General features: G+C 61.7%; 24 protein-coding genes. 15 read left to right on the top strand and 9 right to left on the bottom strand.

Features of this window, described 5'->3' with window-relative positions; genetic code table 11:
* The first annotated feature begins 62 nt into the window (after positions 1-62).
* Positions 63-1,217, top strand: a complete 1,155-nt coding sequence (locus HWX91_RS07750) for a branched-chain amino acid ABC transporter substrate-binding protein (protein WP_028194565.1) — start codon at positions 63-65, stop codon at positions 1,215-1,217.
* A gap of 32 nt (positions 1,218-1,249) precedes the next feature.
* Here the strand turns inward: HWX91_RS07750 and HWX91_RS07745 are convergent, their stop codons facing one another.
* A complete protein-coding gene (locus HWX91_RS07745) occupies positions 1,250-2,017 on the bottom strand; it encodes a YkgJ family cysteine cluster protein (RefSeq protein ID WP_042273917.1) in 768 nt (255 codons plus the stop codon).
* A 230-nt stretch (positions 2,018-2,247) separates the two neighbouring features.
* Here HWX91_RS07745 and HWX91_RS07740 point away from each other — a divergent pair, with 230 nt between their 5' ends.
* The 5 genes from HWX91_RS07740 to HWX91_RS07720 all read left to right on the top strand — a co-directional run bounded on the left by HWX91_RS07740 (position 2,248) and on the right by HWX91_RS07720 (position 6,706).
* Entirely contained in the window at positions 2,248-2,583 is a 336-nt protein-coding gene (locus HWX91_RS07740) for an ArsR/SmtB family transcription factor (RefSeq protein WP_028194564.1), read from the top strand.
* Entirely contained in the window at positions 2,580-3,032 is a 453-nt protein-coding gene (locus tag HWX91_RS07735; RefSeq protein ID WP_028194563.1) for an SRPBCC family protein, read from the top strand. The genes HWX91_RS07740 and HWX91_RS07735 overlap by 4 nt, the downstream gene beginning before the upstream one ends.
* Before the next feature lie 40 nt (positions 3,033-3,072).
* A complete protein-coding gene (locus HWX91_RS07730) occupies positions 3,073-3,720 on the top strand; it encodes a glutathione S-transferase family protein (protein ID WP_028194562.1) in 648 nt (215 codons plus the stop codon).
* A 10-nt stretch (positions 3,721-3,730) separates the two neighbouring features.
* Positions 3,731-3,967, top strand: a complete 237-nt coding sequence (locus HWX91_RS07725) for a hypothetical protein (RefSeq protein WP_028194561.1) — start codon at positions 3,731-3,733, stop codon at positions 3,965-3,967.
* Positions 3,968-4,528: 561 nt separating this feature from the next.
* Complete coding sequence (locus tag HWX91_RS07720) at positions 4,529-6,706, top strand: M1 family metallopeptidase (RefSeq protein ID WP_028194560.1); 2,178 nt, start codon at positions 4,529-4,531, stop codon at positions 6,704-6,706.
* Positions 6,707-6,878: 172 nt separating this feature from the next.
* Here the strand turns inward: HWX91_RS07720 and HWX91_RS07715 are convergent, their stop codons facing one another.
* Together HWX91_RS07715 and HWX91_RS07710 are read right to left on the bottom strand one after the other, a co-directional pair.
* The gene (locus tag HWX91_RS07715; RefSeq protein ID WP_042273914.1) at positions 6,879-7,625 is read right to left on the bottom strand and encodes a hypothetical protein; all 747 of its coding nucleotides are present in this window, start codon (positions 7,623-7,625) and stop codon (positions 6,879-6,881) included.
* A gap of 104 nt (positions 7,626-7,729) precedes the next feature.
* Positions 7,730-7,921, bottom strand: coding sequence for a hypothetical protein (locus tag HWX91_RS07710; RefSeq protein WP_028194558.1), 192 nt, complete (start codon positions 7,919-7,921; stop codon positions 7,730-7,732).
* Positions 7,922-8,156: 235 nt separating this feature from the next.
* Between HWX91_RS07710 and HWX91_RS07705 the strand changes: the two genes are divergently transcribed.
* The 4 genes from HWX91_RS07705 to HWX91_RS07690 all read left to right on the top strand — a co-directional run bounded on the left by HWX91_RS07705 (position 8,157) and on the right by HWX91_RS07690 (position 11,711).
* Positions 8,157-9,101 (top strand): metallophosphoesterase family protein, encoded by a 945-nt coding sequence (locus HWX91_RS07705; protein WP_028194557.1) that lies wholly within the window; start codon positions 8,157-8,159, stop codon positions 9,099-9,101.
* A gap of 66 nt (positions 9,102-9,167) precedes the next feature.
* Positions 9,168-9,479, top strand: coding sequence for a cupredoxin domain-containing protein (locus HWX91_RS07700; RefSeq protein WP_244144021.1), 312 nt, complete (start codon positions 9,168-9,170; stop codon positions 9,477-9,479).
* A gap of 401 nt (positions 9,480-9,880) precedes the next feature.
* Complete coding sequence (locus HWX91_RS07695; RefSeq protein WP_081832933.1) at positions 9,881-10,588, top strand: hypothetical protein; 708 nt, start codon at positions 9,881-9,883, stop codon at positions 10,586-10,588.
* Complete coding sequence (locus HWX91_RS07690; protein ID WP_028194555.1) at positions 10,548-11,711, top strand: GGDEF domain-containing protein; 1,164 nt, start codon at positions 10,548-10,550, stop codon at positions 11,709-11,711. The genes HWX91_RS07695 and HWX91_RS07690 overlap by 41 nt, the downstream gene beginning before the upstream one ends.
* A 27-nt stretch (positions 11,712-11,738) precedes the next feature.
* Here the strand turns inward: HWX91_RS07690 and HWX91_RS07685 are convergent, their stop codons facing one another.
* Positions 11,739-11,951, bottom strand: coding sequence for a DUF1289 domain-containing protein (locus HWX91_RS07685; protein WP_042273956.1), 213 nt, complete (start codon positions 11,949-11,951; stop codon positions 11,739-11,741).
* Positions 11,952-12,292: 341 nt separating this feature from the next.
* Between HWX91_RS07685 and HWX91_RS07680 the strand changes: the two genes are divergently transcribed.
* Complete coding sequence (locus HWX91_RS07680) at positions 12,293-13,144, top strand: phytochelatin synthase family protein (protein WP_028194554.1); 852 nt, start codon at positions 12,293-12,295, stop codon at positions 13,142-13,144.
* A gap of 86 nt (positions 13,145-13,230) precedes the next feature.
* Here the strand turns inward: HWX91_RS07680 and HWX91_RS07675 are convergent, their stop codons facing one another.
* A complete protein-coding gene (locus HWX91_RS07675) occupies positions 13,231-13,878 on the bottom strand; it encodes a glutathione S-transferase family protein (protein ID WP_028194553.1) in 648 nt (215 codons plus the stop codon).
* Between the two features lie 487 nt (positions 13,879-14,365).
* Between HWX91_RS07675 and HWX91_RS07670 the strand changes: the two genes are divergently transcribed.
* A complete protein-coding gene (locus HWX91_RS07670; protein ID WP_244144020.1) occupies positions 14,366-15,961 on the top strand; it encodes an FAD-binding oxidoreductase in 1,596 nt (531 codons plus the stop codon).
* 47 nt (positions 15,962-16,008) lie between these two features.
* Here HWX91_RS07670 and HWX91_RS07665 read toward each other — a convergent pair whose 3' ends face one another.
* Both HWX91_RS07665 and HWX91_RS07660 read right to left on the bottom strand, forming a co-directional pair.
* On the bottom strand, positions 16,009-17,481 hold the full coding sequence (locus HWX91_RS07665; RefSeq protein ID WP_028194551.1) for a sodium:solute symporter family protein: 1,473 nt from the start codon (positions 17,479-17,481) through the stop codon (positions 16,009-16,011).
* Positions 17,478-17,693: a DUF3311 domain-containing protein gene (locus tag HWX91_RS07660; protein ID WP_028194550.1), complete on the bottom strand. Its 216-nt coding sequence runs from the start codon at positions 17,691-17,693 to the stop codon at positions 17,478-17,480. Before HWX91_RS07660 ends, HWX91_RS07665 begins: the two co-directional genes overlap by 4 nt.
* 344 nt (positions 17,694-18,037) lie before the next feature.
* Here HWX91_RS07660 and HWX91_RS07655 point away from each other — a divergent pair, with 344 nt between their 5' ends.
* Both HWX91_RS07655 and HWX91_RS07650 read left to right on the top strand, forming a co-directional pair.
* Entirely contained in the window at positions 18,038-18,712 is a 675-nt protein-coding gene (locus HWX91_RS07655) for a MarC family protein (RefSeq protein WP_028194549.1), read from the top strand.
* A 20-nt stretch (positions 18,713-18,732) separates the two neighbouring features.
* Positions 18,733-19,581 (top strand): class II glutamine amidotransferase, encoded by an 849-nt coding sequence (locus HWX91_RS07650; protein WP_028194548.1) that lies wholly within the window; start codon positions 18,733-18,735, stop codon positions 19,579-19,581.
* Between the two features lie 66 nt (positions 19,582-19,647).
* Here HWX91_RS07650 and HWX91_RS07645 read toward each other — a convergent pair whose 3' ends face one another.
* The gene (locus HWX91_RS07645) at positions 19,648-21,399 is read right to left on the bottom strand and encodes a cobaltochelatase CobT-related protein (RefSeq protein WP_028194547.1); all 1,752 of its coding nucleotides are present in this window, start codon (positions 21,397-21,399) and stop codon (positions 19,648-19,650) included.
* A 28-nt stretch (positions 21,400-21,427) separates the two neighbouring features.
* Positions 21,428-22,657, bottom strand: a complete 1,230-nt coding sequence (locus tag HWX91_RS07640; protein ID WP_028194546.1) for an AAA family ATPase — start codon at positions 22,655-22,657, stop codon at positions 21,428-21,430.
* Positions 22,658-23,168: 511 nt separating this feature from the next.
* On the opposite strand from HWX91_RS07640, the gene HWX91_RS07635 reads away from it, so the two are divergent.
* Positions 23,169-24,275 carry a porin gene (locus tag HWX91_RS07635; protein ID WP_474632075.1) on the top strand — a complete coding sequence of 369 codons (1,107 nt, stop codon included), beginning with the start codon at positions 23,169-23,171 and terminating at the stop codon, positions 24,273-24,275.
* The last annotated feature ends 11 nt before the right edge of the window (positions 24,276-24,286 follow it).

The following is a 24,286-nucleotide window of genomic DNA, read 5'->3' as shown; positions in this document are numbered from 1 at the left end:
GTCGCGCATCGGATCGGCCAACCTTCACATCGCGCGACGTTATATCTCGCAAGGAGCGCATCATGAATCGCCGCTATTGGTTGTTGAGTGTCACCGTCTGCGCACTTGCCACGGCTATGTCGTCGGCGTGGGCGGCCGATCCTGAAGTCGTCAAGATCGGTTTCGTCGGACCGTTGACCGGTCCCGTTGCACGCGTGGGCAAGGACCTGCAGTACGGCGCTCAATTGGCGCTCGATGAAGAAAATGCGAAGCACCCGACGATTGGCGGAAAGCCGGTCACCTTCGTGCTCGATGTGCAGGACGATCAGGCGGACCCGCGCGTGGCGATTCAGGTGGCGCAGAAGCTGGTCGACGACGGCGTGGTCGGCGTGATCGGGCACTACAATTCGGGCTGCAGCATTCCCGCCTCGGCCGTTTATCACCAGGCAAACGTGGCGATGATTACGCCGGGCTCGACTAATCCACAACTCACCAAGCAAGGCTACAAAAACGTGTTCCGCACCATGGGGCACGACGGCATCGGCGGTGTCGTAGCCGGGCATTTTGTAGTGGAGCAGATGAAGGCGAAGCGCATCGGCATCATCGATGACCGTACGGCATTCGGGCAAGGCCTGGCGGATGCGTTCGAAAAAGGCGCGAGAGAAGCGAAAGGCAACATCGTCGACCGCGAATTCACTAACGACAAAGCGGTGGATTTTCGCGCTATTCTCACCACGCTCAAGAGCCGGAACGTCGATCTGATTTTCTTCGGCGGCCTGGATGAACAGGGCGCGATGCTGGTCAAGCAGATGCGCTCGCTAGGCATGCAGGCACAACTGTTCGGTGCAGGTGCGCTGAAGAGCAATGCGTTCCTGCAGATCTCGGGCACCGCAGGGGACGGCACGCAGGATCTCGAGCCCGGCCCGGCGCTCGACAAGCTGCCTGCCGCGCAGGCCTTTGGCAAGCGCTATAAAGCGCGCTTCAATCAGGATGTCGAACTGTACGCACCGTTTGCCTACGATGCCGCGCTTGCAATGATCAAGGCGATTCACAATGCGGATTCGCTCGATCGCGCAAAGATCGTCGACGCGCTGTCGAAAGTGACGGTGACCGGTGTGACTGGCAACATCACCTTCGACCCGTATGGCGATCTCATCAAGCCGCCGTACACACTGTTCCAGGTGCAGCAAGGACAATGGAAGAGCATCAGGACGGTGGGCGGCAGCAGCGGCGTCTAACTGTGCGCGGGCGGGCGCCGGCGATTTTGCCTCTATGACGGCGGGAAAAAACCGTGATACCGGGCGTTGCCGGCAACGCTGGTTTCAACGAGGTGGCCGGCCGCGCCTACCGACTGGAGCGTTTCAACCGTGCCAGTGCGATTCGACACGAAGGTCCACTGCGTGGCGGCGTCCTGCGACAGGTCGCTCGCGTGTATTTTGCGCAGGGCGCTCAACAGCGCCTCGCTATCCGGCGAAACCATCACAAAGCCCTCGTTCGCAAGCGCAGCCTCGTTCAGGCCGAGCTCGGTGCACACCTGCATACGCAGCGGCGCCTCGAGCTGATTCGCGCGCCGCGACTGCTCGATCTGCTCGACGGTTGCCGCATCGACCAGGATTCCCTGCCGGAGCAGCGGCTTGTTTTGCCACGCGTCAGGAGGACAGCCCTTGTTCTGCGGCGCCAATTCGACGAACGGATTGATTTCCGCGGGATAGATCCGGCAGACCAGCGGCCGCTGCTCGTAGATATTGCAGCGCATATCGGCGCGCAGATTGGGACAGGCTCCTTCGAATGCCGCGGCGAGCACGATCGAAATACGGACCGGCAAGCTTCCGCTCATGGCCGGTGACGACCGGGCCCGTTTGTATTCCGCTTGCGCATTGCCGGCTTCGGGCTCGACCGGCCACGGGATAGCCTCGCAAATGAGTTCCATTTTCCCGCCGCGCTCGAGCCACGCGATAGCCTCGGTAACCGTCAGCGCGAGGCGCAGGTCGTGGCAGCATTTGCCGCATTCAGTACATTCGAAATCGATGTCATTCATCATAAGTTCCTCGCCGCGAAAGTCTACGCCGGCTTTAGTCGGACCAGATGACAAATTCTGACAGCAGAGCCGATAAACTTTTTGCGGCGAGCGGCTCTAGCAGTTCCCTCGAAGGTGGCTGACTCGCGATCTTCAACGGACCGGCGATACGCCGCAAACACAAGTCCGCGCGATCCGGGCAGCCTGCGAAAAATCTTGACAGGGCTCGTGATCCACCTATAGTTCACCATATGGCAAAGTCTCCAGTCAGTCAGCTCGATCGCACGTTTTCCGCCCTTGTGGACCCGACACGGCGGGCCATCCTCGCTCGCCTCGAGCGGGAGCCCGGGCTGTCGGTCAAGGAAATCGCGCGGCCGCTGCCGCTCAAGCTCCCCGCGGTCATGAAGCACCTCGACGTGCTGAGCGACGCGGGTCTGGTATCGCGTACCAAGAGCGGGCGGACGGTGTCGGTCGATCTGGTCGCGGGGCCGATGGAGGAGGCAATGGCATGGTTGAGACGCTATGAGCGTTTCTGGTCCGCGAGCCTCGACCGGCTCGCCGATTTTGTGGAGGGAGACGGGCAATGACCCAGGAAAAGCCGAGCCTGACTATCGTGCGGCGCATCAAGGCACCTCCAGCCCGAGTGTATGCAGCGTGGACCCGGCCCGAACTGATGGTGCGCTGGTGGGGGCCCGACGCCGGGCCGGTACTCAGCGCCGAAGCCGATCCGCGCGTGGGCGGCCGCTTTCGCGTGGTGTTCCAGACACTGGATGGCGAAACGCACGACTGTCGCGGCGAATACCTGGAGGTCGAAGCGGACCGCAAGCTCGTCTTCACGTGGGAATGGGTTACGCTGCCCGAGCGCCGCTCGCAGGTCACGCTCAGCCTGCGCCCGATCGAGGAGGGGACCGAACTCACGCTCACGCACGCACAGTTCTTCGACGAGGCCGCACGCGATGCTCATCGGAGCGGCTGGGGCACGGCCCTCGACAAGCTCGACGCGTTCATGGCTCGGCTGGAAGACGAAGGCAACTGACGCAGGTCGGAAACACATTCAACTCATACCGAGGTCGAATATGAAGCTCTATTACGCGGAGACACTGGCTCCGCGAAAAACCTGTGCAGTGGCAAAGTATTTAGGTTTGCCAATCGAATACGCTTTCGTCGATTTGACGAAGGGTGAGCATCGCAAGCCGGACTATCAGGCGATCAATCCGAATGGCAAGGTGCCGTGTCTTGTCGATGGCGGGAAAAGTATCTGGGAAGCCGACGCGATCATCAGCCATTTCGCCCGTCGCGCGCAGTCCAACCTCTGGCCGGCCGACGACCGGCTGGTCGACGTGCTGCGCTGGTTTAGCTGGAACAACCACCATTTTTATCCGCATGCCGGCATGCTTTACTTCGAGTCCATTATCAAGCCGGTGTTTGGACTCGGCGGCCCCGATCCGTCGAAAGTGGCCGAAGAGCAGGGTATGTTTCGGAAGTCCGCCAGCGTGCTCGAGCAGCATCTTAAAGGCCGTAAATGGCTGCTTGGTGACGGCCTGAGCGTTGCGGATTTCTCCGTCGCCATTGCGCTGCCGTATGCAAAGAACGCAGCCATGCCGCTTGGCGAATTTCCGGAAATGCAGCGCTGGCACGATCAACTGAACGAGATCGAAGCGTGGCGCAATCCGTTTCCGGTGCGTTCGGCAACCTCAGCCGCGAACGCTGCGCTCAACGCGTGAAAATACAGTCATGTGCTGCGCGATCGTTGCACTCGCCATGACCTTGCTCGCCAGTTGGCGCAGCGTGTCGGGCACGCTGACCGGCCGCGCCGGATGGCTACGCCGCATCGCGATCGTGTCGATTGCGATCGGCGCGGCCGCCGGCTCGGCGCTCGCAGCCGATCAATTCGCCGAGGTTGGCGGCGGGCAGTCGGCGTTTTATACCCGCCTGAGGGCAACGCCGATTTGCGCTCATTTCATCCGTTAGCAGCGGATTTTCTTTCATGGACTCGACAGCGGATTAATTTCGTCAGCGCATTGACTGCTGTCCCGCGTCTTATCACACTCCGCGCCGCAATAAAATAAAGTTTCTCGTAGAAGCCGGCGTGCATTCGAGCCTTTAGAGCATTAACTCCGTTTATTACGTGAGTCATTCTGTTTGCATACACCATGCACTAGTGCAGGAAAGATTGTGAAAGGAAGTTGACACGGGAACGTTTGCCAAACTAGGCTACGCACTATCGCTAAAACTGACCTTGTTCCTGTTCACCTGCCCGGAGACGCAGGTATGCCGTTGTGTTGTCTGTCAGTCTGGCGATCGCTTCAAAACGGAAGAAAATGGTTCACGCCAGCTTTTCGAAAGGATTGTAAAGATAAGCCAGCGCAATTTAAAAATCAGCCACAAGTGCTGAGGTAGTAACACGTCCATATATTCTCGCTAGCAATCTGCGGCTAGTGCGGGAGACCTTTTTCGCTGAAAAAAAGAGAAACACAGCTTAAGCACTCAACGCACTTTCTTTATGCCGATTTTGTCAGTCGAGGATTAATAATGCGTATAAATTTCCGATTGCAGATACAGTGCCTGGCGTTAGCCGGGATAATGGTCCTGGCGGGCTGCGGCGGTTCGGACGGCTCGTCAACGCCTTCGAGCAAGTCCGCCCAGGCGCCCACGGCCGCTTCCGACGCGGCGCTCGCGCCGCCTACCGCGCCGATCGTCGCGGATGCCTCGATCAACAAGAGCGTGCCGCCGGTCGAATTGCCCGACACGGTCACCCCGATCAACTACAAGCTGTGGTTCCGGCCGAACCCGGCGCTGTCTTCTTTCGACGGCCGCGCGGACGTTCAGATCAAGGTGCTGAAGTCCGTCAACGCGATCACGATCGCCGGCCACCGTATCAAGTTTACCAACGGCTCGATCACGCTGCAGCCGGGCAACATCCAGTTGATCGCCACGCCTCAGGATGACGGCGATTTCTACCAGCTTCGGCCCGTGAGCGGGCAGATCGCCGCCGGCAACTACTCGCTGCACATGGAGTGGAGCGGCATCATCAACTTCAAGACCTATGACGACCCGGTCGCCAAAACCGGCGGCAGTTGCGGCAACGATCCCTATCCGGGTTGCTCCGCGGCGGAGGGCGTGTTCCGCGTCGATCTGAAGTCGACCGATGGCACGACCAGCGGCGCGATTCTCACGCAAGGGGAATCGAACCTCTCGCGCCAATGGTTCCCGGGCTGGGATGAGCCGGCGTTCCGGCCCACCTATGAGGTCAGCGCTGAAGTTCCGCAAAACTGGAACGTCGTGTCGAACGCGGCGGAGAAACCGGCGGTGAACGTGGATAGCGGCTACAAGCTGGTCTCGTTCGAAAAGACCCCGCCGATGCCGTCCTATCTGCTCTTCTTCGGCGGTGGTCAATTCGACATTCTCGAAGACGACTTCGCGAGCCCGCTGCCCGATCACAAGGGTCTGCATCTGCGCATCTTCACGCCACCCGGCATGCGTGACTGGGCAAAACCGGCCATGCAGCAGACCAAGCAGGCGCTCGATTACTACTATCGATACACGGGTATTCCGTTGCCGCTCACCAAGTTCGACACGATTGCCGCGAACGACGCCTTCAAGGAGCAAAAAGATCTGAACTTCGGCGGCATGGAGAACTGGGGCGCGATTCTCGAGTTCGCCGACGATATTCTGCCGCCGCCCGGCACCCCGATGTCCGACTATGGAGTGACGGTTTTGACGCATGAAGCCGCGCACCAATGGTTCGGCGATCTGGTCACGCTCGACTGGTGGGACGACGTGTGGCTCAACGAATCGTTCGCGACGTTCTTCGAGAACAAGACCAAGGTGCGCTTCTTCCCGGACCGCTTCAGTTGGGTCGACGACGTGAAGAACAAGTATGCGGTGATCAATGCCGATCTGAAGTCCACTTCCTTCCCGGTGCAGCCGAACTTTAACGGCTGGGCCTCGAATGACTTCGTGCTGAGCGCAAGCCCCTTTACGTACGACAAGGGCGGCCATGTGCTGAAGATGCTGGAAAACTATCTCGGCGAAGAGGTGTTGCGCAAGGGGTTGCAGTCGTATCTGGCCGACTACGCGCTCGGCAACGGCACGCCTAAGCGTTTGTGGGACGAACTGGCGAAGGCCAGCGGCGAGCCGATGGTCGCGATTGGCGACAGCTTCGTGCGCCAAACCGGCGTGCCTTTGCTGTCGCTCGACACCCAGTGCGATCTGACGACCAATCAGACAGTGGTCACGTTGAAGCAGTCGCCGTTCCCTAACCAGAACCAGTACCCCGGCACGCAATGGACGATTCCGTTGACGCTCGCTTACGGTGATGGACTGAGCGCGCGCAAGACGGTTGCGATGAAGGACACGCAAATGCAGGTGCGTCTGAACGGCTGTTCCGCCGTGCTCGCGGATCCGAGCGGCCTCGACTACTACGTGACGAACTACAGCAACAACGCGTGGAGTCAGTTGCTGACGCAAGGTAACGCGCTGAAGGACCCGGTGTTGCTGACCAGTTTGCAGCTCGAGGCCAAACTGCTGGTGAAGAACGGTCTGGCGGATCCGTCGCGTGAAAGCAGTATCGGTTCGCTGGGCGGCGCAACGGCTACGCCGCTCGCACGTCAGTTGTTGATGACGGCGCCGACGACACAGTCCCTGCGTCCGACGATCCGCTATCAGGGCAAGTTCAAGCTGAAGCCGCAGGCGCAGCAGGCGCAATAAGCCTGGCAGGGTGGGCAGACGGCCTCGCGCCGTCGTGAAAGAGCCGTCACGTGGCCCGCATTCTTCGCGATGCGGGCCACGGTACGACTGCATCCATCGGAGCCATACGCCGCGAGCGGTGCTCATCGAGCAAGGCGCCATCTCGAACGATCAGATCCGTGCCATCGCCACCTCAAGCCGAACGTGGTCTGCTCTCCAGCCAGTTTCGCAACAAGCCCGCCAGAAGCGCGCTAGCGAGCACGGCAAGATACAGCGTAACGAGACTGTGACGCCATGTATCGAGCGCAAGCTGATGCGTCAGCAGTTTCGAATCGGGCGCGGGGAGAACGGCATGCATTGCGACGACCGCCCGCTTCATTCGCAGAAAACCCACGGCCGAAAGCAACGGCAGAAGAACGAGCAGGGCAAACAGTACCGGTCTGGCGCGTTGCGCCGCCGGATGATGACGCAAGCGGAACCACACGCCAAGGCAACCATGAATCCAGCCCGGCGCAAGCAGCGCAAGTTGCAGACCTTGCGTGCCGCTTGTGATCAGCGATATCACAATCCGCTCGTAGTTCGGCTCGAAACCATATAGCGACGCCGCAAGGCGCGTTGTGACCGCATGCCGGATGAGCAGCAGAGGCAGGCTGAGCCCGGCCCACAGGCGAATCCATTCGTCCGGCGGGAGCGCCCAGTGACGCCGCCCGTAAATCGTGCGCACAGCCAGCGCGAAATGGAGCAGGGCGGCACCATACAGCAGGATCGTGCCGGGCACGCTGTGCCATACCCATAGAGCCAGCATCAGTCCGCGCCCGGCTAGATCGAGCGACCAGATTCCGAGCGCATGATTGACCAGATGCAAAGACAGATAGATGAGCAGCACGACGCCGGACCCCAGTTGCAGGCGGCGCAGAAGAGGCCGTAGTTCCGCTCGCACTTTACCCTCCCTTCCATTCGTAAGCTGCGTAGAAACGGCTTGAGGGGCCGCCGCAGCCGGGTCACGTCGAGCATATCGCGGCGCCTGCCGGGTTTCTGCGTTCCTCATGCTTTGCGAGCAGGCGTAAGCGCGCGCTTGCGGGATCGGCTCTCGTGTGCCGTACTCTGGCGCACCGCCTCGGCGAATCGCTGTAGCGCGGACAGCGAGCCGCACACGCTCTGATATTCCTCGCGGCCGATCCTGCCGTCGAGGATGACGGCCATGCCCGAGGTACGAGCCATGTCGATGATGTCCATGTTGACTACTCCTTTCAGGTTCTCTCACCTGCAAGACTGCGGACGCGGCGTGGCTATTCCCGCGTTGACGATCGTATTTAGCCTGTAAGCCGCCGGCACTGAATTCGCCCGCCACCACTATTTTCGTTTTTCCGGGAATAAAGCCGGCGACACCGTGGTCGTGCAGGTGAACCGAGTCGTGTGGCCCGCCGGATGATCCCGCGGTTTGCCTGCGAATCCTTATCGTGAGGTCGACATGTCGTCACATCATTCATTCAACCCATCGCGCCGCGGCGCACTGAAATGTCTTGCTTTCGGGGGCGTAGGCACGGTGTTCGTGCTCGCGGGCGGCATTCTCACGCCCGTGGAGCTGGCGCTTGCGGCCGACGCGAAATCGTCCGCGACATCGATGGGTGTGCCGCTTTTCCTGCAGATCAGCGATTCACATATCGGCTTCAATAAAGAGGCGAATCCGGACGTCGCGGGCACGCTCAAGCAAACGATCGACTACGTCAATGCCATGCCGGTCAAGCCCGCGCTGACTATCCACACGGGCGACATCACGCATCTTTCCAAGCCGGCGGAATTCGATCTCGCGGCGCAGCTGATGTCAGGGTTGAATATCACGGAGCTTCATACCGTGCCGGGCGAACACGATGTGACGGACGGGCCAGGAACCGAGTACTTCAGCCGCTTCGGCAAGGCTTCGGACAACAAAGGCTATTACAGCTTCGACCACAATGGCGTGCATTTCGTCGCGCTCGTCAACGTGATGCATTTCAAGCCTAACGGCCTGGGCAGCCTCGGCGACGATCAACTCGCCTGGCTTGAAAACGACCTCAAGAGCCGCTCGTCCAGCACGCCGATCGTCGTCTTTGCCCACATGCCGATGTGGACGATCTACGAGCCTTGGGGATGGGGCACGGGCGACGCCGGTCAGGCGATGAGCTATCTGAAGCGTTTTGGCTCGGTGACCGTACTGAACGGCCATATTCATCAGATCGTGTCGAAGGTCGAAGGCAATATCACGTTCCATACCGCTCGCTCGACCGCCTATCCGCAACCAACCGCCGGCAATGGTCCCGGCCCCGGGCCGCTCACGGTAGCGAGCGATCAACTTCCAAAGATGCTCGGCGTGACCAGCATCAAGATCGAGCGCCATCCGCTCAAAGCGACGCTTGACGATACAACACTCGTTTGATTGCAGGATTTTCTTTCACGCAGGAGATCAGTTATGCGAAATAATTCTCTATACAGTACGCTTGTGATGTTGTTCGGCGGCTCGGCGCTCGTCGCCGCATCGGCCGGGCTTTCCGTTGCACAAGCCCAGACGCCCAACACCGTGGTCATCAAGAACTTCATGTTTTCGCCGATGGAGCTCACCGTCAAAGCCGGATCGACGGTGACGTGGAAAAACCTCGACGGCGAGCCGCACACTGTCGTGAACGACGCCGGCATGTTTCGCTCTGCCGCGCTGGATCAAAACGATACCTACCAGTTCAAGTTCGACAAGCCCGGGGTGTACAAGATCTTCTGCGGCATCCACCCGAATATGAAAGAAACGATCACCGTGCAATAGGTGCCGGATCCTGCGTGGGCGCTACGCGCTCACGCAGTCATGCGTCGCGTTTAAAGCGGCAACTGCCCGCGGGCAGTGCGCCTGTTGGCGTGCTTATTGCATAATAAGGATGCACCGCGCATGTTCGTACCGCTTCCCATCCGCCCAGCCCGGAGTTGTACCGCAAGTGTTCGCGGTGTCGCCTATTGATACATGCGGCGTTGAATCTTTTACCTGTTTCGCCGACGTGTACCGGATCCGTCAAGCTGCTGTTTAAAGTGCAGCATTGCCGTAGCGAGGCTGCACGAGACGCGAAATAGATTCATCCAACAAAATAAATTCCTCGAACATCACCCGCCGTTGAATCGTATGAACAAAGTCTGCCCTACAGGGCAGACATAGGGATTCCGGAGAGTATTGCGATGTCCAACGATACTGATTTGCCAAAATCCACCATGGAGCGTCCAGATACTCGCTTCGACGCCGGCAGCCGGCCGTCGTCGGCTGCGCCGCCACCCATGCGGTTCGGACGTCTTGCATTATGCGTTGCAACAGCGAGTGCGCTAGCTGTCGGCGTGGTGGGTACGGTCGCGTATGGCGTCTGGTTCAACCACGACCAGCAAAGGTACGCCGACGCTATCTCGGGCGCGCGGCAGGCGCTCGGCACGGCCGGGTCGACGGTGGTCAGACAGACGATCGCGGAACCCGCGCATTCGATCGCACCGGCCGGATCGGCCGCAGTACCCGCGCACGCAGTACCCGTGCAGACAGCAGCGGCAGCATCACCCCTGGAAGAGGCTGGGACAAAAGAGGCCTCCTGGTCCGGCCCGGTTACGCGTCCTCCCGCGCCGACGGTCAGCCGGACCGCCGTAGCCGACGCGACTCCGGCCACCGCTTCGCAGCCTGCCGTTCTTCACGCGGCGTCTCCCGCCAATCCTCCCGTGCAGCAATCGGGCGTCGCCCGATCAGGCAGAGACGCGCGTCTTGCACAGTCGGATCGCCGGTCGGCTTCGACGGCCAATGCCCGGCACAAGAGCAGTCTGTTCGCCCGCATGGGTTCGTTCTTTCGTCGCGTGAGCTATCGTCAGCATGGCACCGGAAGCCAGCAAGACATCTATTCCCATCCCTGAGCGAGCGCGCAACCGGTTCGCTGCCGGGAGGCCCGCGCTCGCCATCCGCTTCAGGCCGGGCCCGGCTGTGATCGCCGCGGCCGCGCTGATTTGTCTGCTGACAGGACTTCTGTACCTGGCGCTGCAGATCCGGACGATCTTCTCCGACCAGTTGAAGCAGGAGTATGCGGGGCTCGTTCTCGAAGCGGTCGAACGCGCGGAAAGCGCGCGAAACGTAGTCGGCATCTGGCAGCGACTGCCCGACGCCGCGCAAGCCGGAGCCGCCGGATACCAGCGGGCTCAGGGGTACCGGCAGGCGCGAACCGAACTTGCTCAGCGGCTCGCGTCACTCGCGGCGCTGGTGAATGCCAGTCCATCGGCGGCGCCGCGTTTGCCCGCATCTTCGCTTGGACCCGACGCCGATCTGCGCGATACGGATGCCGCGCTCGGTGCCGCGTCGGCCTGGTGGCGAGCACAACGCGACGCGGACAGCGCCGACGTGCGCGTGCGGATTGCTCACATTGCGCGCACGCTGATCGCATTGGCAGCGTTGCTGTTCTGCATGCTGATCACCGCGCTGGGGATGTATGCGAAACGCAATCGCCTGCTGGCAGGCAGGTCGAACGAATTCGAATGGGCGGCACTGCACGACGCAATGACCGGGCTGCCGAACCGGCGCAAGCTGTTCGCCTCACTCGAAGAGGTGGTGACAAAATCGCGCGCGTTCGCGGCGCCTTGCAAAATCGCCGTGCTGTATGTGGATCTGGATGGCTTCAAGCACGTCAACGATTCGCTCGGCCACCGCGTCGGCGATGAATTTCTGATCGCCGTTTCGAAGCGCTTTCGTGAGTCGGTGCGTAAAGGCGATGTGGTCGCGCGGATCGGCGGCGACGAATTCGCCATCCTGGTGTGCGAGTTTTCGACGAATGCGGAGCTGGGCGAAATCGCCAGGCGGCTGATTGCCTGCGTCGCTCAAACGGACCGGGAGATAGGGGTCGGCGGGGTTCGCGCCAGCATCGGGATTGCCAGTTTTCCTGATCCTGTCGACGATTATCAGCGCCTTGTGGCGTCCGCCGACGAGGCGATGTACAGGGTCAAGCGTAGTGGCAAGAACAGTTACGCGTTTGCAAACGGGGCGAGTTGATCCGCGCCTTTGATGATGTCCACCCGCTTAGAGCGTCGCGGCCTTTTCAGCCGTCAGCGTCGACTTGCGGCGCGATAGTTCGTCGATCAATACGATGCGTAACTCGTCGGACAGGTGTTTCCATCCGCGAATTTCGTCGCGTGTGCGCAGACAGCCGATGCACCAATCCGTATTGCTGTCGATTTTGCAGATGTCGATGCAAGGCGAGGGAACCGTTGCGATCGGTACGCTCGGTGCAATCGACTCGATCGGTGCGGCGCTTGCGCTGGCTTGATCCTGCTTTTTATCGAATGCCCCCGCAGAGCCAGGCTGGCATTTCGTGTCATACGCAGCGCTCTTTAAGTCGCTCATTTCCGGATCCGTTCTACTTGAATTGGCTGTGAGCGCGGCGGCCAGCCGTTCGGCCGCGCGCTCCAGAATTGGCCCGCGGGAGTATAGCAAGCGGCTGCACAACCCTGCGCCTCGCGCGCGAACGCACGCGCCGACTTATTTCGTGTTAAAAAATCGGGGCCTGCTGATATGCGATGAAATATGTCGGCACGGCTGCCGTCGTTCCGAAGTCATCCGCAGCGGAAGAGTCAATGTCCAGATATTCGTTGATGCGCGCCCTGGAGCGTGCAAGCCGGCCTGAGTGGATCGTTGCTGTGCTGACGGCAACACTGGCGGCCTGCGCGCCGCTACCGCCGGCTGCAAATCCGGTTGCAAATCCGGCTGCGGATCAAACCCAGCGTCAGGACGCGCCGCAAGCGCCTGCTTCGGTTGCGGTGCGCTCAGCCGACGGGCCGCTGCCGGTTCCCCCGAATCTCATTGCGTTGACGCAGCCGGCGGGCCAGAAGCGCCTGATGGCCACCCCCCACAACCGCTCGTACTGGCCGCTTTCGCAATACTTCGAAACGCAGCGCAACGAGGCTTACTGTTCGGTTGCGACTTCGGTGATGGCGCTCAATGCGCTGGGCATCCGCCGTCCCGCGTCGACGCTGTATCCGGATTTTCCATTCTTCTCGCAGGAGGATTTCTTTCGCAACGTCGATCCACAGGTAGCCAATGCCGCGCGGGTATCGAAGGAGGGCATGACACTCGACCAGCTCAGCGTGGCCCTGAGCGCATTTCCTGTCGAGGTGAAGGCGTTCCATGCCAACGATCTGACGCTCGACCAGTTTCGCGATCTGATTCGCGACACGACGAGCCGCAGCGGCCGCTTTGCGTTGCTGAACTTCAGGCGCGTGGACATCGGTGAAACAGGCGGCGGCCATTGGTCGCCACTGGCCGCCTACGACGCCGCAAGCGATAGCGCGCTGTTGCTCGATGTCGCGCGCTACAAGTATCCGGCGGCGTGGGTGCCGGTCGCGCAACTGTACGCGGGAGCCTTGGCGGTCGACTACGTCAGTGGACTTTCGCGCGGGATTGTGATCGTCGGCACGCGAGCGCACTAACGCTTTCCACGGCCTGCTGGTCCCGCAGATTGTCCAGCGCTTTTCCTATGGCTACTGCTGCCGGCCGCGATTGAACGGCGCGCACCTCAATCGTCCTGATTGCGCCACTCGGTGAGTCCCTCGCGCCCATTCAATTCGATGAACGACGGCAGCGCGCGCAGTCCGCGGATATAGCGCGCGAGATGCGGCCAGCCGAGTGCCGGACGCGGCATATTGCGGGTCCAGCGCATCAGCACGACGGCGAGGAAATCCGCTGTGCTGAGCTTGCCGCCGACCAGAAAATCGCGTCCGTCGGCGAGCTCGGTGTCGAGCCGGTCACAGGCTTCTTCGATGCGGCGTCTCGCAAGCGCCCGAACGCCTTCGGCCCCCGCGGGATCGCCGTCGCTATCGGCGTAAAACCAGTCGCGCATGGCGGGCAGCACCGTGTTGGCCAGATAGATCATCAACTCCAGCCACGCCGCGCGCTCAGCGGAGCCGGGCTCGGGGGCAAGGCCCGCTTCGGGATGCAGTTCGGCCAGCAGCATGAGCAACGCGGCCGACTCGTGGCGCGGCGTGCCGTCGACCATCAGCGTAGGCACGCGGCCAGACGGATTCAGCCGCAGATATTCAGGGTCGCGCTGCTTGCCGACGTTGATGTCGACAAGACGGGTCTGGAACTCGACGCCCATTTCTATCAGCATCCAGTGAACCGCCATACTGGCCGCGCCGGGCGAATAGCAAAGAAGGTAGCTCATTTGTCGGTTGACGAGGTTGGCTGAAGTGGAGCGTAGTCTAACGCCATGCGTGCCGGGCAGGCACTCGGCAGGCCCGCAAGAGCCGCATGATCTCGGCCGCTCAACCACCCGGCCGGCCCGCGCGATTGCCGTCCTTACGAAAACTCGTGGGTAGTCCATCGGCCGTTAATGGTCCTATGCTGCCCCTGTTCATGTTCGAAGGTGACGCAACGCGATGTGTGCACTCGATAGGCGGACTTTGCTAAAAGGCGCGCTCGCCGCGCCGTTGCTGCGCGTAGCAGCGCGCTCTCCTGCGTACGCCCAGCACGCTTCGAACGGTCCAACTGAGCCGCCGCCGGGCCCGACCCGACGCCGCATGCGGCCCGGCGACCCGTCATGGCCGTCGGCGCGGGCCTGGCAGGAGCTGAACCGGGCCGTTGAGGGCCGCCTGAGCGCTGTCACTTCGCCATTGGCGATCTGCGCGCAAACGCCTGCAGGCACCGCTTGCATGGAAGTCTTCGGGCGCCTGAAAAACCCCTACTACCTCGGCGACACCCCGGCGCTGACGCAGGCTTCGGGATGGCTCGATGCATGGACATCGGCGCCGAGCGCCTACGTGGTGGCTGTCGCCAACGCGAACGACGTCGCGCGCACAGTCGATTTCGCGCGCGAGCATCGTCTGCGGCTGGTCGTCAAAGGCGGCGGTCACAGCTACCAGGGCACGTCGAACGCGGCCGATTCGCTGCTGGTCTGGACGAGATCCATGCGCGACATCACCCTGCACGATGCGTTCGTGCCGGCAGGATGCGAAGGGCGCCTGAAGCCCGCGCCCGCGGTGACGGTAGGCGCCGGTGCGCTGTGGGGACACGTGTACGACGCCGTGACCACGCGTGGTGGCCGCTATGTTCAAGGCGGCGGCTGCCTGACGGTGGGCGTGGCCGGGCTCGTGCAAGGGGGCGGCTTCGGCAGTTTTTCGAAACGGTTCGGCACCGCCGCCGCGAGTTTGTTGCAGGCGGAAGTCGTCACGGCCGATGGCGAGGTGCGCATCGTCAATGCATGCTCGCACCCGGATCTTTTCTGGGGGTTGAAGGGCGGCGGTGGCGGCAGTCTCGGCGTCGTTACGAGCCTGACGCTACGCACGCATGAGTTGCCCGATCAGTTCGGTCTGGTACGCGCGACAGTGAAGGCATCGTCGGATGACGCGTTCAAAGCGCTGATCGGCGAGTTCGTCGCATTCAGCGCCGACCATCTGGTGAGCGAGCATTGGGGCGAAACGGTCGCCTTCCACGCCGACAACACGTTAGGCATTTCGATGCTGTTTCAGGGCATGAACCAGGACGATGCCGCACGAGTCTGGCAACCGTTTTTCGATTGGATCGCGGAGCCCGCCCACGGCTGCACGACAACACCGCCCCAGGTGCTAAGCCTGCCGGCGCGACGTTTGTGGGACGCTGAGTTCATCATGCAGCATCTGCCCGGCGTGCTGAAGATTGACGATCGTCCGGGCGCGCCGGCAGAGAATGTTTTCTGGACGAGCAACGTCGGCGAAGCGGGGCAATATCTGTACGGCTATACCTCGACCTGGCTGCCTGTCGCGCTGGTGGCTCCCGCTCAGCGGGGGCGCCTGACCGATGCGCTGTTCGCAAGCACCCGGCACTGGACGGTCTCGTTGCACTTCAATAAGGGCCTCGCGGGGGCACCAGCGGACGCATTGAACGCAACCCGGGATACCCCGATGAACCCGGCCGTACTCGACGCCTTTGCATTGGCGATCATTGCAGGCGAGGGTGCTCCGGCCTTTCCCGGCATGCCGGGCCACGAACCCGATGTAGCGCGGGGACGACGTGCTGCAACGCGAATCGCGCAGGCTGCGCAGACACTACGTACGGTTGTCCCGGAGCCTGGCACCTACTTGTCCGAGAGCAATTTCTTCGAAGCCGACTGGCAGCACGCGAACTGGGGAAGCAATTACGCGCGGCTGGCTGCCGTGAAACGCCAATACGATCCTGACGGCCTGTTCTTCGTCCATCACGGCGTGAACTCGGAAGAGTGGAGCGCCGACGGTTTCACGCGAGTTCAAAATACAGAAGGGGCTGGCGCCTAAGGCGGCCAGCCCCTTTAACCTCGATGCGGCAAGCTACGCAGAACGCCTCAATGCACCGGCGCGTGAGTCTGCTCGGCCGGACGCGGCTGCGTCACGGCGCTCACCAGGAAGAAAACGATGATGTTCACGGCGAGGGCCAGGAAGCCGATATTGATGTCCTTTAGCGCGTCGGGCAAAAACGGCATCAACTGCCCAATGCTCAGATGGAGCGTGGTGGTCAGGGTCACGACCGCGACGCCCGCCAGAATCCCGCAAAACGCGCCGTACTTGGTCGCCCGGTTATTAGGCATCAAACTGCAGATCACCGCCGGAAAGAGCTGGGTCACAAAGCTGTAGCCCATCAGCAGCAAGGCCACGATCGTCTCGCCGCCGTGCAGCGTAAAGCCGACGGCCACCAGCGCCACCACCGGCACCAGGAAGCGCGCGAGGTTGGCTACCGTCGCGTCGGACGCATTGCGGCTCACCATGCCGCGATACACGTCGTTGGCAAGCAGCGTGGATGCCGACGTCAGGATCATCGATCCCGGCACCAGCGCCGTCAGAATCCCGGCCCCGCCGATCACGCCGACGAACCACGGGTCGAAAGTCTGCAACGACAGGCGGAACAGCGACAGGTCGATGTCGCCGCCCTTCAGGCCCGGCACCTTCAGCGTTGCCGCAAAGCCCACGAAGAACACGAACAGCAGAATGAGCTGGTAGAGCGGCAGCACCATTGCGTTACGGCGGAAAATACGCTCGTTCTTCGCCGTGAAAATCGAACCGAACGAGTGCGGCCACATGAAGAAGCCTAGTGCGGTGAGCAGCACGGTCGACTGGAACCAGATCACGCTCGACCCCTTGGCCGGGAAGCTCAGGAAGCCCGGGCGCGCGGTGTCGATGGCGCGGAACATGTCGGCGAAGCCGCCGTAATAGTGCAACGGCAGGTAGATGCCGAGGAACAGTACGATCGCCAGAATCAGGATATCTTTCACCACCGAGTTCCACGCCGAGCCGCGCACCCCGGAGACGGTCACGTAAGCCGTCACCACCGCGGCGCCGATCCAGATGGCGGTTGTCGAGGAAATCGCGCCATACGAGGCGGTCGCAACGATGATGCCCAGGCCCTTGAGTTGCAGCACGAGGTACGGAATCAACGCGGCCACGCCGACCAGCGCGACCAGCGTGCCGAGCGCCGGGCTATCGTACTTGCGCGCGAAGAAATGCGGCTGCGAAACGAGGCGGTGGTTTTTCGCGTAACGCCAGATCGGCGGCAGCATCCAGTACGAAAGGATGTACGCCAGCGTGCCGTAGGCAAGAATGTAGTAGACCGGTGCGCCCTTGCCGTACGCAAAGCCGCTGCCGCCGAGGAAGGTGAAGGTCGTATAGATCTCGCCGGCCATCAGCAGGAACACGAACGCGGTGCCGAAGCTGCGGCCGCCCACGGTCCACTGTTCGAGACTCATGTCGTGGCCGCGCCGCGCGCGCACGCCCAGGTACAGCGCAAACAGCGTAATGGCCGCAATGATGATGAGGGCGCTCATGAGTGGGCCTCCTCTGCATCCGCCGCAAGCTGACGGTTGCTCGGATCCAGACGGTAGACGATCGCCATGATGAGGGCACTCAGGACCACCCACATGACGATCCAGGCCAGCACGAATGGCATGCCGAATACCAGCGGTTCGACACGATTCACAAACGGGACGCCGAGCAGAATGCCGATGAACGGCAGCGCGGCGAGTGCACGAAGCAACATGGGGGCAACTCCTCGAACCGGTAAGTACGTCTCGTTGAAAGTGCAGCTTCGCTGAGGACTTTATGCCTGATGCTTCGAGCCCGTAAAGTCCGTCAAAAAAGTGTAGGCTTTCTGAAAGTTGCACGCGCATCTTTCCGCGCCTGTCTGCTGCGGTGCAACGCCGCGCGTGGCTTGCATCGTCCCTTTTTTACCTATTTGCGTGCCGCACCGCGATATCATCTGCCTCACACAACGCGGGCATCGCTCTGGAGCGAGGAGCGCCCCAGCACTTCAACTCAGCGTAGCGCCCCGGCGGGCAGTCAGTCAATCAAGCCGCCGGAGCCGCTGCCCGAAACGGATCGCATATGGTCGAAAGTCTGGTCTCGGATATCCTGTTTGGCTTCACCGGGCTGATCAGCATCATCAATCCAATCGGCATGGCGTTCGTTTTTCTCGACCGCACCGCATCGCTCACCACCGAAGACCGTACCGCGCTCGCCAAGAAGATCGCCTTCAACGTGATGTGCGTGCTGCTGGTTGCCTTCTTTGTCGGCACCCCGATTCTGCATTTCTTCGGCATCTCCATGCAGGCCTTGCGGATCGGCGGCGGCCTCGCGGTAGCGGTGAGCGGCTGGCAGATGCTCAATGCGCCCGATACGCCGGCCGAACAACCGGCCGTCAAGCGGGTGGATTCCGATAACGCGATGTCGAAGGCATTTTTTCCGCTCACCATTCCGCTTACTACCGGGCCGGGTTCGATCGCCACCGCGATCGCGCTGACCGCGAACCGCACGCATAAACTCTCGGAGTTCGTGCTGTCGGGCATCGCTTCGGTGGGGATCTCGATCCTCGTGGCGGTCACGGTCTATCTGGTCTACAGCCGGGCCGTGGTTTTCGCAAAGTATCTCGGCGCGGACGGCACCAAGGTCGCGATGCGCGTCTCGTCGTTTCTGCTGCTGTGCATCGGCGTGCAGATTATCCTGACCGGTTTTTCGGAGTTCCTGATACCGATCGCGCAGATGCAACCCGTGGTCAAATAGCGAAGACAGGAGGGAATCTCATGTGCCGCTGGCTCGCTTATACCGGCAACCCGCTTCAACTCGAAACGGTGCTGTTCAACGCCAAACATTCGCTGATCGACCAGAGCCTGCATTCGCGGCTCGGCCATACCACCACGAACGGCGACGGGTTCGGCATCGGCTGGTACGGCCATCCCACCGATATCCCGTTTCGCTACCGCTGTATCCAGCCCGCATGGAGCGACCGCAATCTGCGCGAGGCCGCGCGGGCCATCCGCGCGCCATTGTTCGTCGCGCATATCCGTGCGGCCACCGGCACGCCGTCACAGGAAACCAACTGTCATCCGTTCCGCTATGGCCGGTGGCTCTTCATGCATAACGGGCTGGTGCGCAACTTCCCTCTGGTGCGCCGCGAGCTGATGCTGGCGATCGATCCCGAGTTATTCGCCTCGGTTGAAGGTTCGACGGATTCCGAGGTGCTGTTTTATCTCGCGCTGACCTTCGGTCTCGAACTTGCGCCGGTGACCGCGCTCGAGCGCATGGTGGGATTTGTCGAAGACGTCGGGCGCAGACAAGGGGTGGATGAGCCGCTGAACATGACGGTCTGCGCGACGGATGGCGAACAGATCGTCGCGGTTCGCTATTCGAGTGAAAGACAGTCGCGCTCGCTCTTTCACAGCACCTCGTTCCAGCATTTGCACGAGCTGTATCCGGACGACCCACGCATCACGGCGGTGGGCGATAACGCCTTCCTGGTGTTGTCGGAGCCGCTTTCGGATCTGCCGGGTTGGTGGGAGGAGATTCCCGAGAGCACGGCCGTGATCGCACGGGGCGGTGAGATAGAGCAGTATCCGTTCGAACCGAAACTGGTCGAGCTCAAATCGGCGTAGCGCGTTGCGCGTTGCGATAGTTCGGTCCGCGGCCCGCCGCGATCCGCGACCCCGCGTTGTGCCGCGCTAGCGCGTCAGCAGCATCGAACTCAGCACCGAAAACACCGTCGACGGCAATTCCGCGAGACGGCTCACCACCACGTTGTGCGGATAGAAATCCTCGACTGCATCGGTCAGCACGCCGATGCCGACCAGTTCGATGCCGCGTTTGTGGATCGCCGCGACGCGTTCGCGCAGATCGTAGCGCAGCACCTGCGGATCGCCGTCGCCGGTCGACGGATAGCCGTCCGAGAAGACGATCAGGATGCGCCGCTCGGTCTGATGATCGGCGAGCCGCGTCGCGGCCCAGGCGAGCGCCTCGCCGTCCGGATTCTCGTGACCGCAGTCGATTTCGGCAATTCCGCTCAGATCCGTCGCGCCAAAGCGTTTGTAGACTTTCAGGTCGAGCCGCTCGACAAAGCGGTTATAGCGCCGCAAATCCGCGCCGCCCGCCAGTTGCCTTTCATACAGTTGCTTCATCGGCGCGGATTCGAGCGAGCAATAGCCGAGCACTTCGCAGTCGAACGACAACTGCGTAAGCGCATCGCACAGCGCACTCGCGCACAGGCGCGCGAGTTCGATCTTGCGCCCGGCCATCGAGCCGCTGCGATCGATCAGCAAGCTCACGGCGACGTCGCGCCCTTTAGCCGCCCGCTGCGTGCGAAACGGCGTACGGTAACCCGGCGACGTGGCGAGTTTCGCCAGCGCGGTGCGATCGATTTCGCCGCGCTCCTGTTCGCGGCGCCAGCGGGTGCGTTCGTCGGCGCTCAGTGCACGTTCGAGTTTTTCCTTGAGCGGTGCCGTGTCCGCGCGGGCCTGCGCGCGAAGCTCGCGCCAGGTTGCGCTGTCGCCCTGGCCGGTGACGTCGGTGATTTCGTCGAACTCGGTGGCGAGCGGAATCGACAGCCGGTCGCGAGATGCGTTTGACACTGCGGCGGCTTCGCCTTCGGAACGCGCGGACGGCTGCTGCGCATCGGCCAGCGATTGCCCCATGCCGACCGCATTTTCCGCCTGCGCACCGCCGCCTTTGTCGGACGGAGGCGAGGCGGCGTTGTCCTGGTCGGGCAGGGCGATGTCGTCGTCGTTGAACGGTTCGGACGAAGAAGCCGCGGTTTCCGTGTCGAGGTCTTCAACCGGATTCGCAGTGAACACCATGCTGTTGACATCGCCCGCCGACAAAGCCCGCACGCGCGCCACCAGGGCTTGCGCCGCCGCAATGCTATGGGCGCTCGAACGGCTTCTGCGCGCCTCGTCCAGCAGATCCTGCGAGGCGTGCAGCGCGGCCAGCAATGAGTGGACCGCTTCGGTGCGGGTCGGCTGCTCGTCCCATAGCGTACGCTCCACCAGCCAGACCAGCCGGTCGCGCCAATGCAGCTTCGGCCAGCGTTGCCGCGCCTGTTCGGCGGCATGTGCACGCAGTTTGCCGATGAACCAGCGCGCCCCCGGATACTCGTCGAGCAATTGCATGCAGACGCGGCGGTCCTCGATCACCTGTGCAAGATTCGCGCTCACGCCGGCCGGTTGCGCATCCATCTGCGCGAGCGACGAGTGCTTGGCGCGCGCTACCAGCAGATCGAGATAGCCGATCAGCACGTCGCGCTCGACGCCGCCGCTCAACTCATAGTCGGGAATCACGATGCGGCCGGGTTCGACACGCGGTCCATCCGGACTGAACGCGACCGTCACGCCATATTGTCCGGTCAGCACGCGCGCGACCTTGCTGAGCGTCGATTCGAACGCGAAACCTTGTGTGTCGCGGGTGAGATGCCTTGCGTTCATGGCGATCGCCTAGGGTGCGCAGCGGGCGTCAGGCGGCCGGCGCGATGTGATGGCGAACGATGCCGCGAATCAGCGCCGCGTCTTCCGGGCTGACTTTCGCGTAAATCGCCGGACCGGCAGCCCGTTCAGGATCACCGGTGCGCAGCATCAGTTCGGCCCAGTCGAGCAGGCGCCGCGTGGAGAATGCGCTCGACAGGTCTTCGCGGGCGAACGCCGCGCGGCAGTCGGCGGCAATCGCGGCAAGCGTGGTGGCGAGCGCGCGTGTCATATGCGGCGCGAGGGTACGCATCAGCACGTCGGCTTCTTCGGCGGGCGTCAGATAGTCGAGCATATAGACACGCCAGCGATCGAGAAAAGCCTCGTTCATCAGATTCGCACCTTGATACAGGTGACGGAACTGGCTCATCGCGCCGACCGCATTCGCCGTGGCAAACAGCCGGAAGGCGGGATGCGGCGCGACGATCTCATTGCCTTTTTCTTTCAGCACAAGGCGGCCGTGCGGTTCGAGCACGGCGGTGAGGGCGGCGAGAATCGACGGTTCGGCGAAATCGATTTCGTCGACGATCAGCCAGAGGCCTTCGCGCATCGCGGTGGGCAGCACGCCGTCCACCCAGATCGTCTCGCCGCCCTTGACTGTCCAGAAGCCGACAAAATCGCCGACGGTGGTTTGCCCATTCATGTTCGAGCGCAACACGCCGTGATGCGAGCGTGCGGCTACCTGTTCGATCAAGCTGGTCTTGCCCGCGCCAGTGTGACCGATCAGCATCACGCGCCGGTTCTCCACGATATCTTCGACAATGTCGTTAAAGCGCTCGGAGAACAGATAGGCGGGATTGACGCGCGGCACGAGCGGATTGTCCACACCGCACGGCACGTCGACCCGGCCGATGCGCACGGTTTCGCGTGCATCCTCCTGTTCCTGCAAATGATGTTTCGCTGCCGAGGCTCGCGCCGCGACGCGCTGCAATTCCGGCATGAAGGCCACGCGCTCCGCTGTACCTGCTTCGTTTGAGGCATCGGGTGTATCGATTGCAAAGCCCTCGCGGCGCCACTTCTTCAGTTTCGCGCGCAGGTTCTCCGCGTCGACCACCAGATCGATATCCACCGATCCGATGCCGGCGCCTTCATTGACCCCATGCTCGAGCCGATAGTTTTCCGGCCGGTCCGCCACGCTGACGCGCCACCATTCCGCGCCGGTTTCGGTCGCCCGTTGGTAAAGGCCAAGGTTTTCGTCTTCGGTCAATTCAGGCGCGTTCATGGCGAGTGGCAAATGGTGAATGTTGATGAATCAAATAACAAATAATGCGTTTCGATTTGGCTGAGGCCGAATGACCGACTATCTTATCGCGAGTACCTTTCGTTCTCCCCGCCAAGCGTTTCATTTGCAGCTTATGCGGATTCAACTGAGGATTCTCAATGTCGAGCGCGCTGATCGCAAAAGTTTATTGCGTGAAATGGATAGGCTATCAAGCACCGATCACCTATAGTTCGTGCGCGACGCGTGTAGTTTTGCAACATCTCAATCGCAAACTGGCTGGATCCGGTGTTCGCTCCAGCATTACAAGCATTACGCCGGTGTAACCCGGTAGGTGCAACAGGTCATTGCCCATACCGTTCCGTTGTATGCATGAGGCCTCGCAGACGGGCCTGGCGCCGAGTGTTCGTGGCTTGACGCAAAGTCGGTCGCGGTGCGACACGCTGAGTAGTTTTGAATCATCGGCAGTCGGCTTTGCGCATCATTTCTACAAAAGAAACTCACGGCAAAAACAATGAGACTACCTACAAAATTAATGGCGGCGCTGGCGGTGGTCAGTCCGCTGGCATACGGTCAAACCAGCGTGACGTTATATGGCCGTCTCGACGGCGGCGTGGAATATCTGAATCACATCAACAACGGCGCGGGCGGCACATCGAACCGCTGGAGCGCTGAAGGCGGCGATTGGGGCACCAGCATGCTGGGCCTGAAAGGCAACGAAGATCTGGGCGGCGGCCTGAATGCGATCTTCAATCTGGAAACCGGTCTGCAAGTCATGAACGGCACCACCAGTGGCGGACGCCTGTGGTCACGGCGCGCGTTCGTCGGTCTGAAGGACAATCAGTGGGGCACATTGCAGGCTGGGCGTAATCTGTTTATCGACAGCGACGGCGTGTGGGAATTCGATCCGTTCGTGCAGCAGGCGTTTTCTTCGGCCTCGCTCGTGCGCGGACGCAACTGGCAGCAGACCAGCAACAACGTCGAGTATCACAGTCCGGTGTTGTGGGGCTTCGACGTCCAGGCGCAATACGCGTTCGGCAATCAGGCGGGCGCGTTCAACAATGGTGCGGCCGGCGAGTTTGGCCGCTCCGACGGCATTATGCTCACGTATCACTCGCCGCTCTTCGACGTGCGCGGCATCTACGATGAACTGCGCGACAGCAATGGCCGCTTCAGCAACATCTTCCAGGCCTCGCGCGAATATTTCGCCGGTGCGAACGTGCATTTCGATGCGTGGAAGATCCAGGGCGCCTATACGCATTACTCGGCGCCGGATTCACCGGTGGGCGTGGCCGATAGCGCCGATCACTACTGGCTGGGCGCCACGTACAACATTCAGTCACGCTGGGCAGTGACGGCGGGCGGCTATTACATCAAGGTCGGCGACGGCGGCGGCGATGCCGCGCACGACCCGTCCGGCCACGCGATGATGTACGTGCTCGGCACCACGTACAACCTCTCCAAACGCACGTTCGTGTACGGCACCGTGGGTTACGTGCGCAACGGCAGCAATTCGAATTTCTCGCTCGAAGCGTCGCCGCGCGATGCGACCAATAACACAAGCCCACTCGCGGGTGAATCGCAAACCGGGGCGTACGTCGGGATGTTGCATCAGTTTTGACGCAGTAAAAC

Origin of the sequence: Paraburkholderia fungorum, from assembly GCF_902833645.1 — a bacterium.
GTDB lineage: Bacteria > Pseudomonadota > Gammaproteobacteria > Burkholderiales > Burkholderiaceae > Paraburkholderia > Paraburkholderia fungorum.
This window is presented reverse-complemented; position numbering and strand designations above follow the sequence as displayed.

What these genes read in the sequence shown, in the direction of transcription:
- HWX91_RS07750 (WP_028194565.1), top strand. Translation starts at nt 63, where the DNA reads ATGAATCGCCGCTATTGGTTGTTGAGTGTCACCGTCTGCGCACTTGCC.
- HWX91_RS07640 (WP_028194546.1), bottom strand. Translation starts at nt 22,657, where the DNA reads ATGAACGCGCCTGAATTGACCGAAGACGAAAACCTTGGCCTTTACCAA.
- HWX91_RS07740 (WP_028194564.1), top strand. Translation starts at nt 2,248, where the DNA reads ATGGCAAAGTCTCCAGTCAGTCAGCTCGATCGCACGTTTTCCGCCCTT.
- HWX91_RS07650 (WP_028194548.1), top strand. Translation starts at nt 18,733, where the DNA reads ATGTGCCGCTGGCTCGCTTATACCGGCAACCCGCTTCAACTCGAAACG.
- HWX91_RS07645 (WP_028194547.1), bottom strand. Translation starts at nt 21,399, where the DNA reads ATGAACGCAAGGCATCTCACCCGCGACACACAAGGTTTCGCGTTCGAA.
- HWX91_RS07670 (WP_244144020.1), top strand. Translation starts at nt 14,366, where the DNA reads ATGGAAGTCTTCGGGCGCCTGAAAAACCCCTACTACCTCGGCGACACC.
- HWX91_RS07730 (WP_028194562.1), top strand. Translation starts at nt 3,073, where the DNA reads ATGAAGCTCTATTACGCGGAGACACTGGCTCCGCGAAAAACCTGTGCA.
- HWX91_RS07720 (WP_028194560.1), top strand. Translation starts at nt 4,529, where the DNA reads ATGCGTATAAATTTCCGATTGCAGATACAGTGCCTGGCGTTAGCCGGG.
- HWX91_RS07680 (WP_028194554.1), top strand. Translation starts at nt 12,293, where the DNA reads ATGTCCAGATATTCGTTGATGCGCGCCCTGGAGCGTGCAAGCCGGCCT.
- HWX91_RS07735 (WP_028194563.1), top strand. Translation starts at nt 2,580, where the DNA reads ATGACCCAGGAAAAGCCGAGCCTGACTATCGTGCGGCGCATCAAGGCA.
- HWX91_RS07655 (WP_028194549.1), top strand. Translation starts at nt 18,038, where the DNA reads ATGGTCGAAAGTCTGGTCTCGGATATCCTGTTTGGCTTCACCGGGCTG.
- HWX91_RS07700 (WP_244144021.1), top strand. Translation starts at nt 9,168, where the DNA reads ATGTTGTTCGGCGGCTCGGCGCTCGTCGCCGCATCGGCCGGGCTTTCC.
- HWX91_RS07660 (WP_028194550.1), bottom strand. Translation starts at nt 17,693, where the DNA reads ATGTTGCTTCGTGCACTCGCCGCGCTGCCGTTCATCGGCATTCTGCTC.
- HWX91_RS07710 (WP_028194558.1), bottom strand. Translation starts at nt 7,921, where the DNA reads ATGGACATCATCGACATGGCTCGTACCTCGGGCATGGCCGTCATCCTC.
- HWX91_RS07675 (WP_028194553.1), bottom strand. Translation starts at nt 13,878, where the DNA reads ATGAGCTACCTTCTTTGCTATTCGCCCGGCGCGGCCAGTATGGCGGTT.
- HWX91_RS07705 (WP_028194557.1), top strand. Translation starts at nt 8,157, where the DNA reads ATGTCGTCACATCATTCATTCAACCCATCGCGCCGCGGCGCACTGAAA.
- HWX91_RS07725 (WP_028194561.1), top strand. Translation starts at nt 3,731, where the DNA reads ATGTGCTGCGCGATCGTTGCACTCGCCATGACCTTGCTCGCCAGTTGG.
- HWX91_RS07665 (WP_028194551.1), bottom strand. Translation starts at nt 17,481, where the DNA reads ATGAGCGCCCTCATCATCATTGCGGCCATTACGCTGTTTGCGCTGTAC.
- HWX91_RS07690 (WP_028194555.1), top strand. Translation starts at nt 10,548, where the DNA reads ATGGCACCGGAAGCCAGCAAGACATCTATTCCCATCCCTGAGCGAGCG.
- HWX91_RS07745 (WP_042273917.1), bottom strand. Translation starts at nt 2,017, where the DNA reads ATGAATGACATCGATTTCGAATGTACTGAATGCGGCAAATGCTGCCAC.
- HWX91_RS07635 (WP_474632075.1), top strand. Translation starts at nt 23,169, where the DNA reads ATGAGACTACCTACAAAATTAATGGCGGCGCTGGCGGTGGTCAGTCCG.
- HWX91_RS07695 (WP_081832933.1), top strand. Translation starts at nt 9,881, where the DNA reads ATGTCCAACGATACTGATTTGCCAAAATCCACCATGGAGCGTCCAGAT.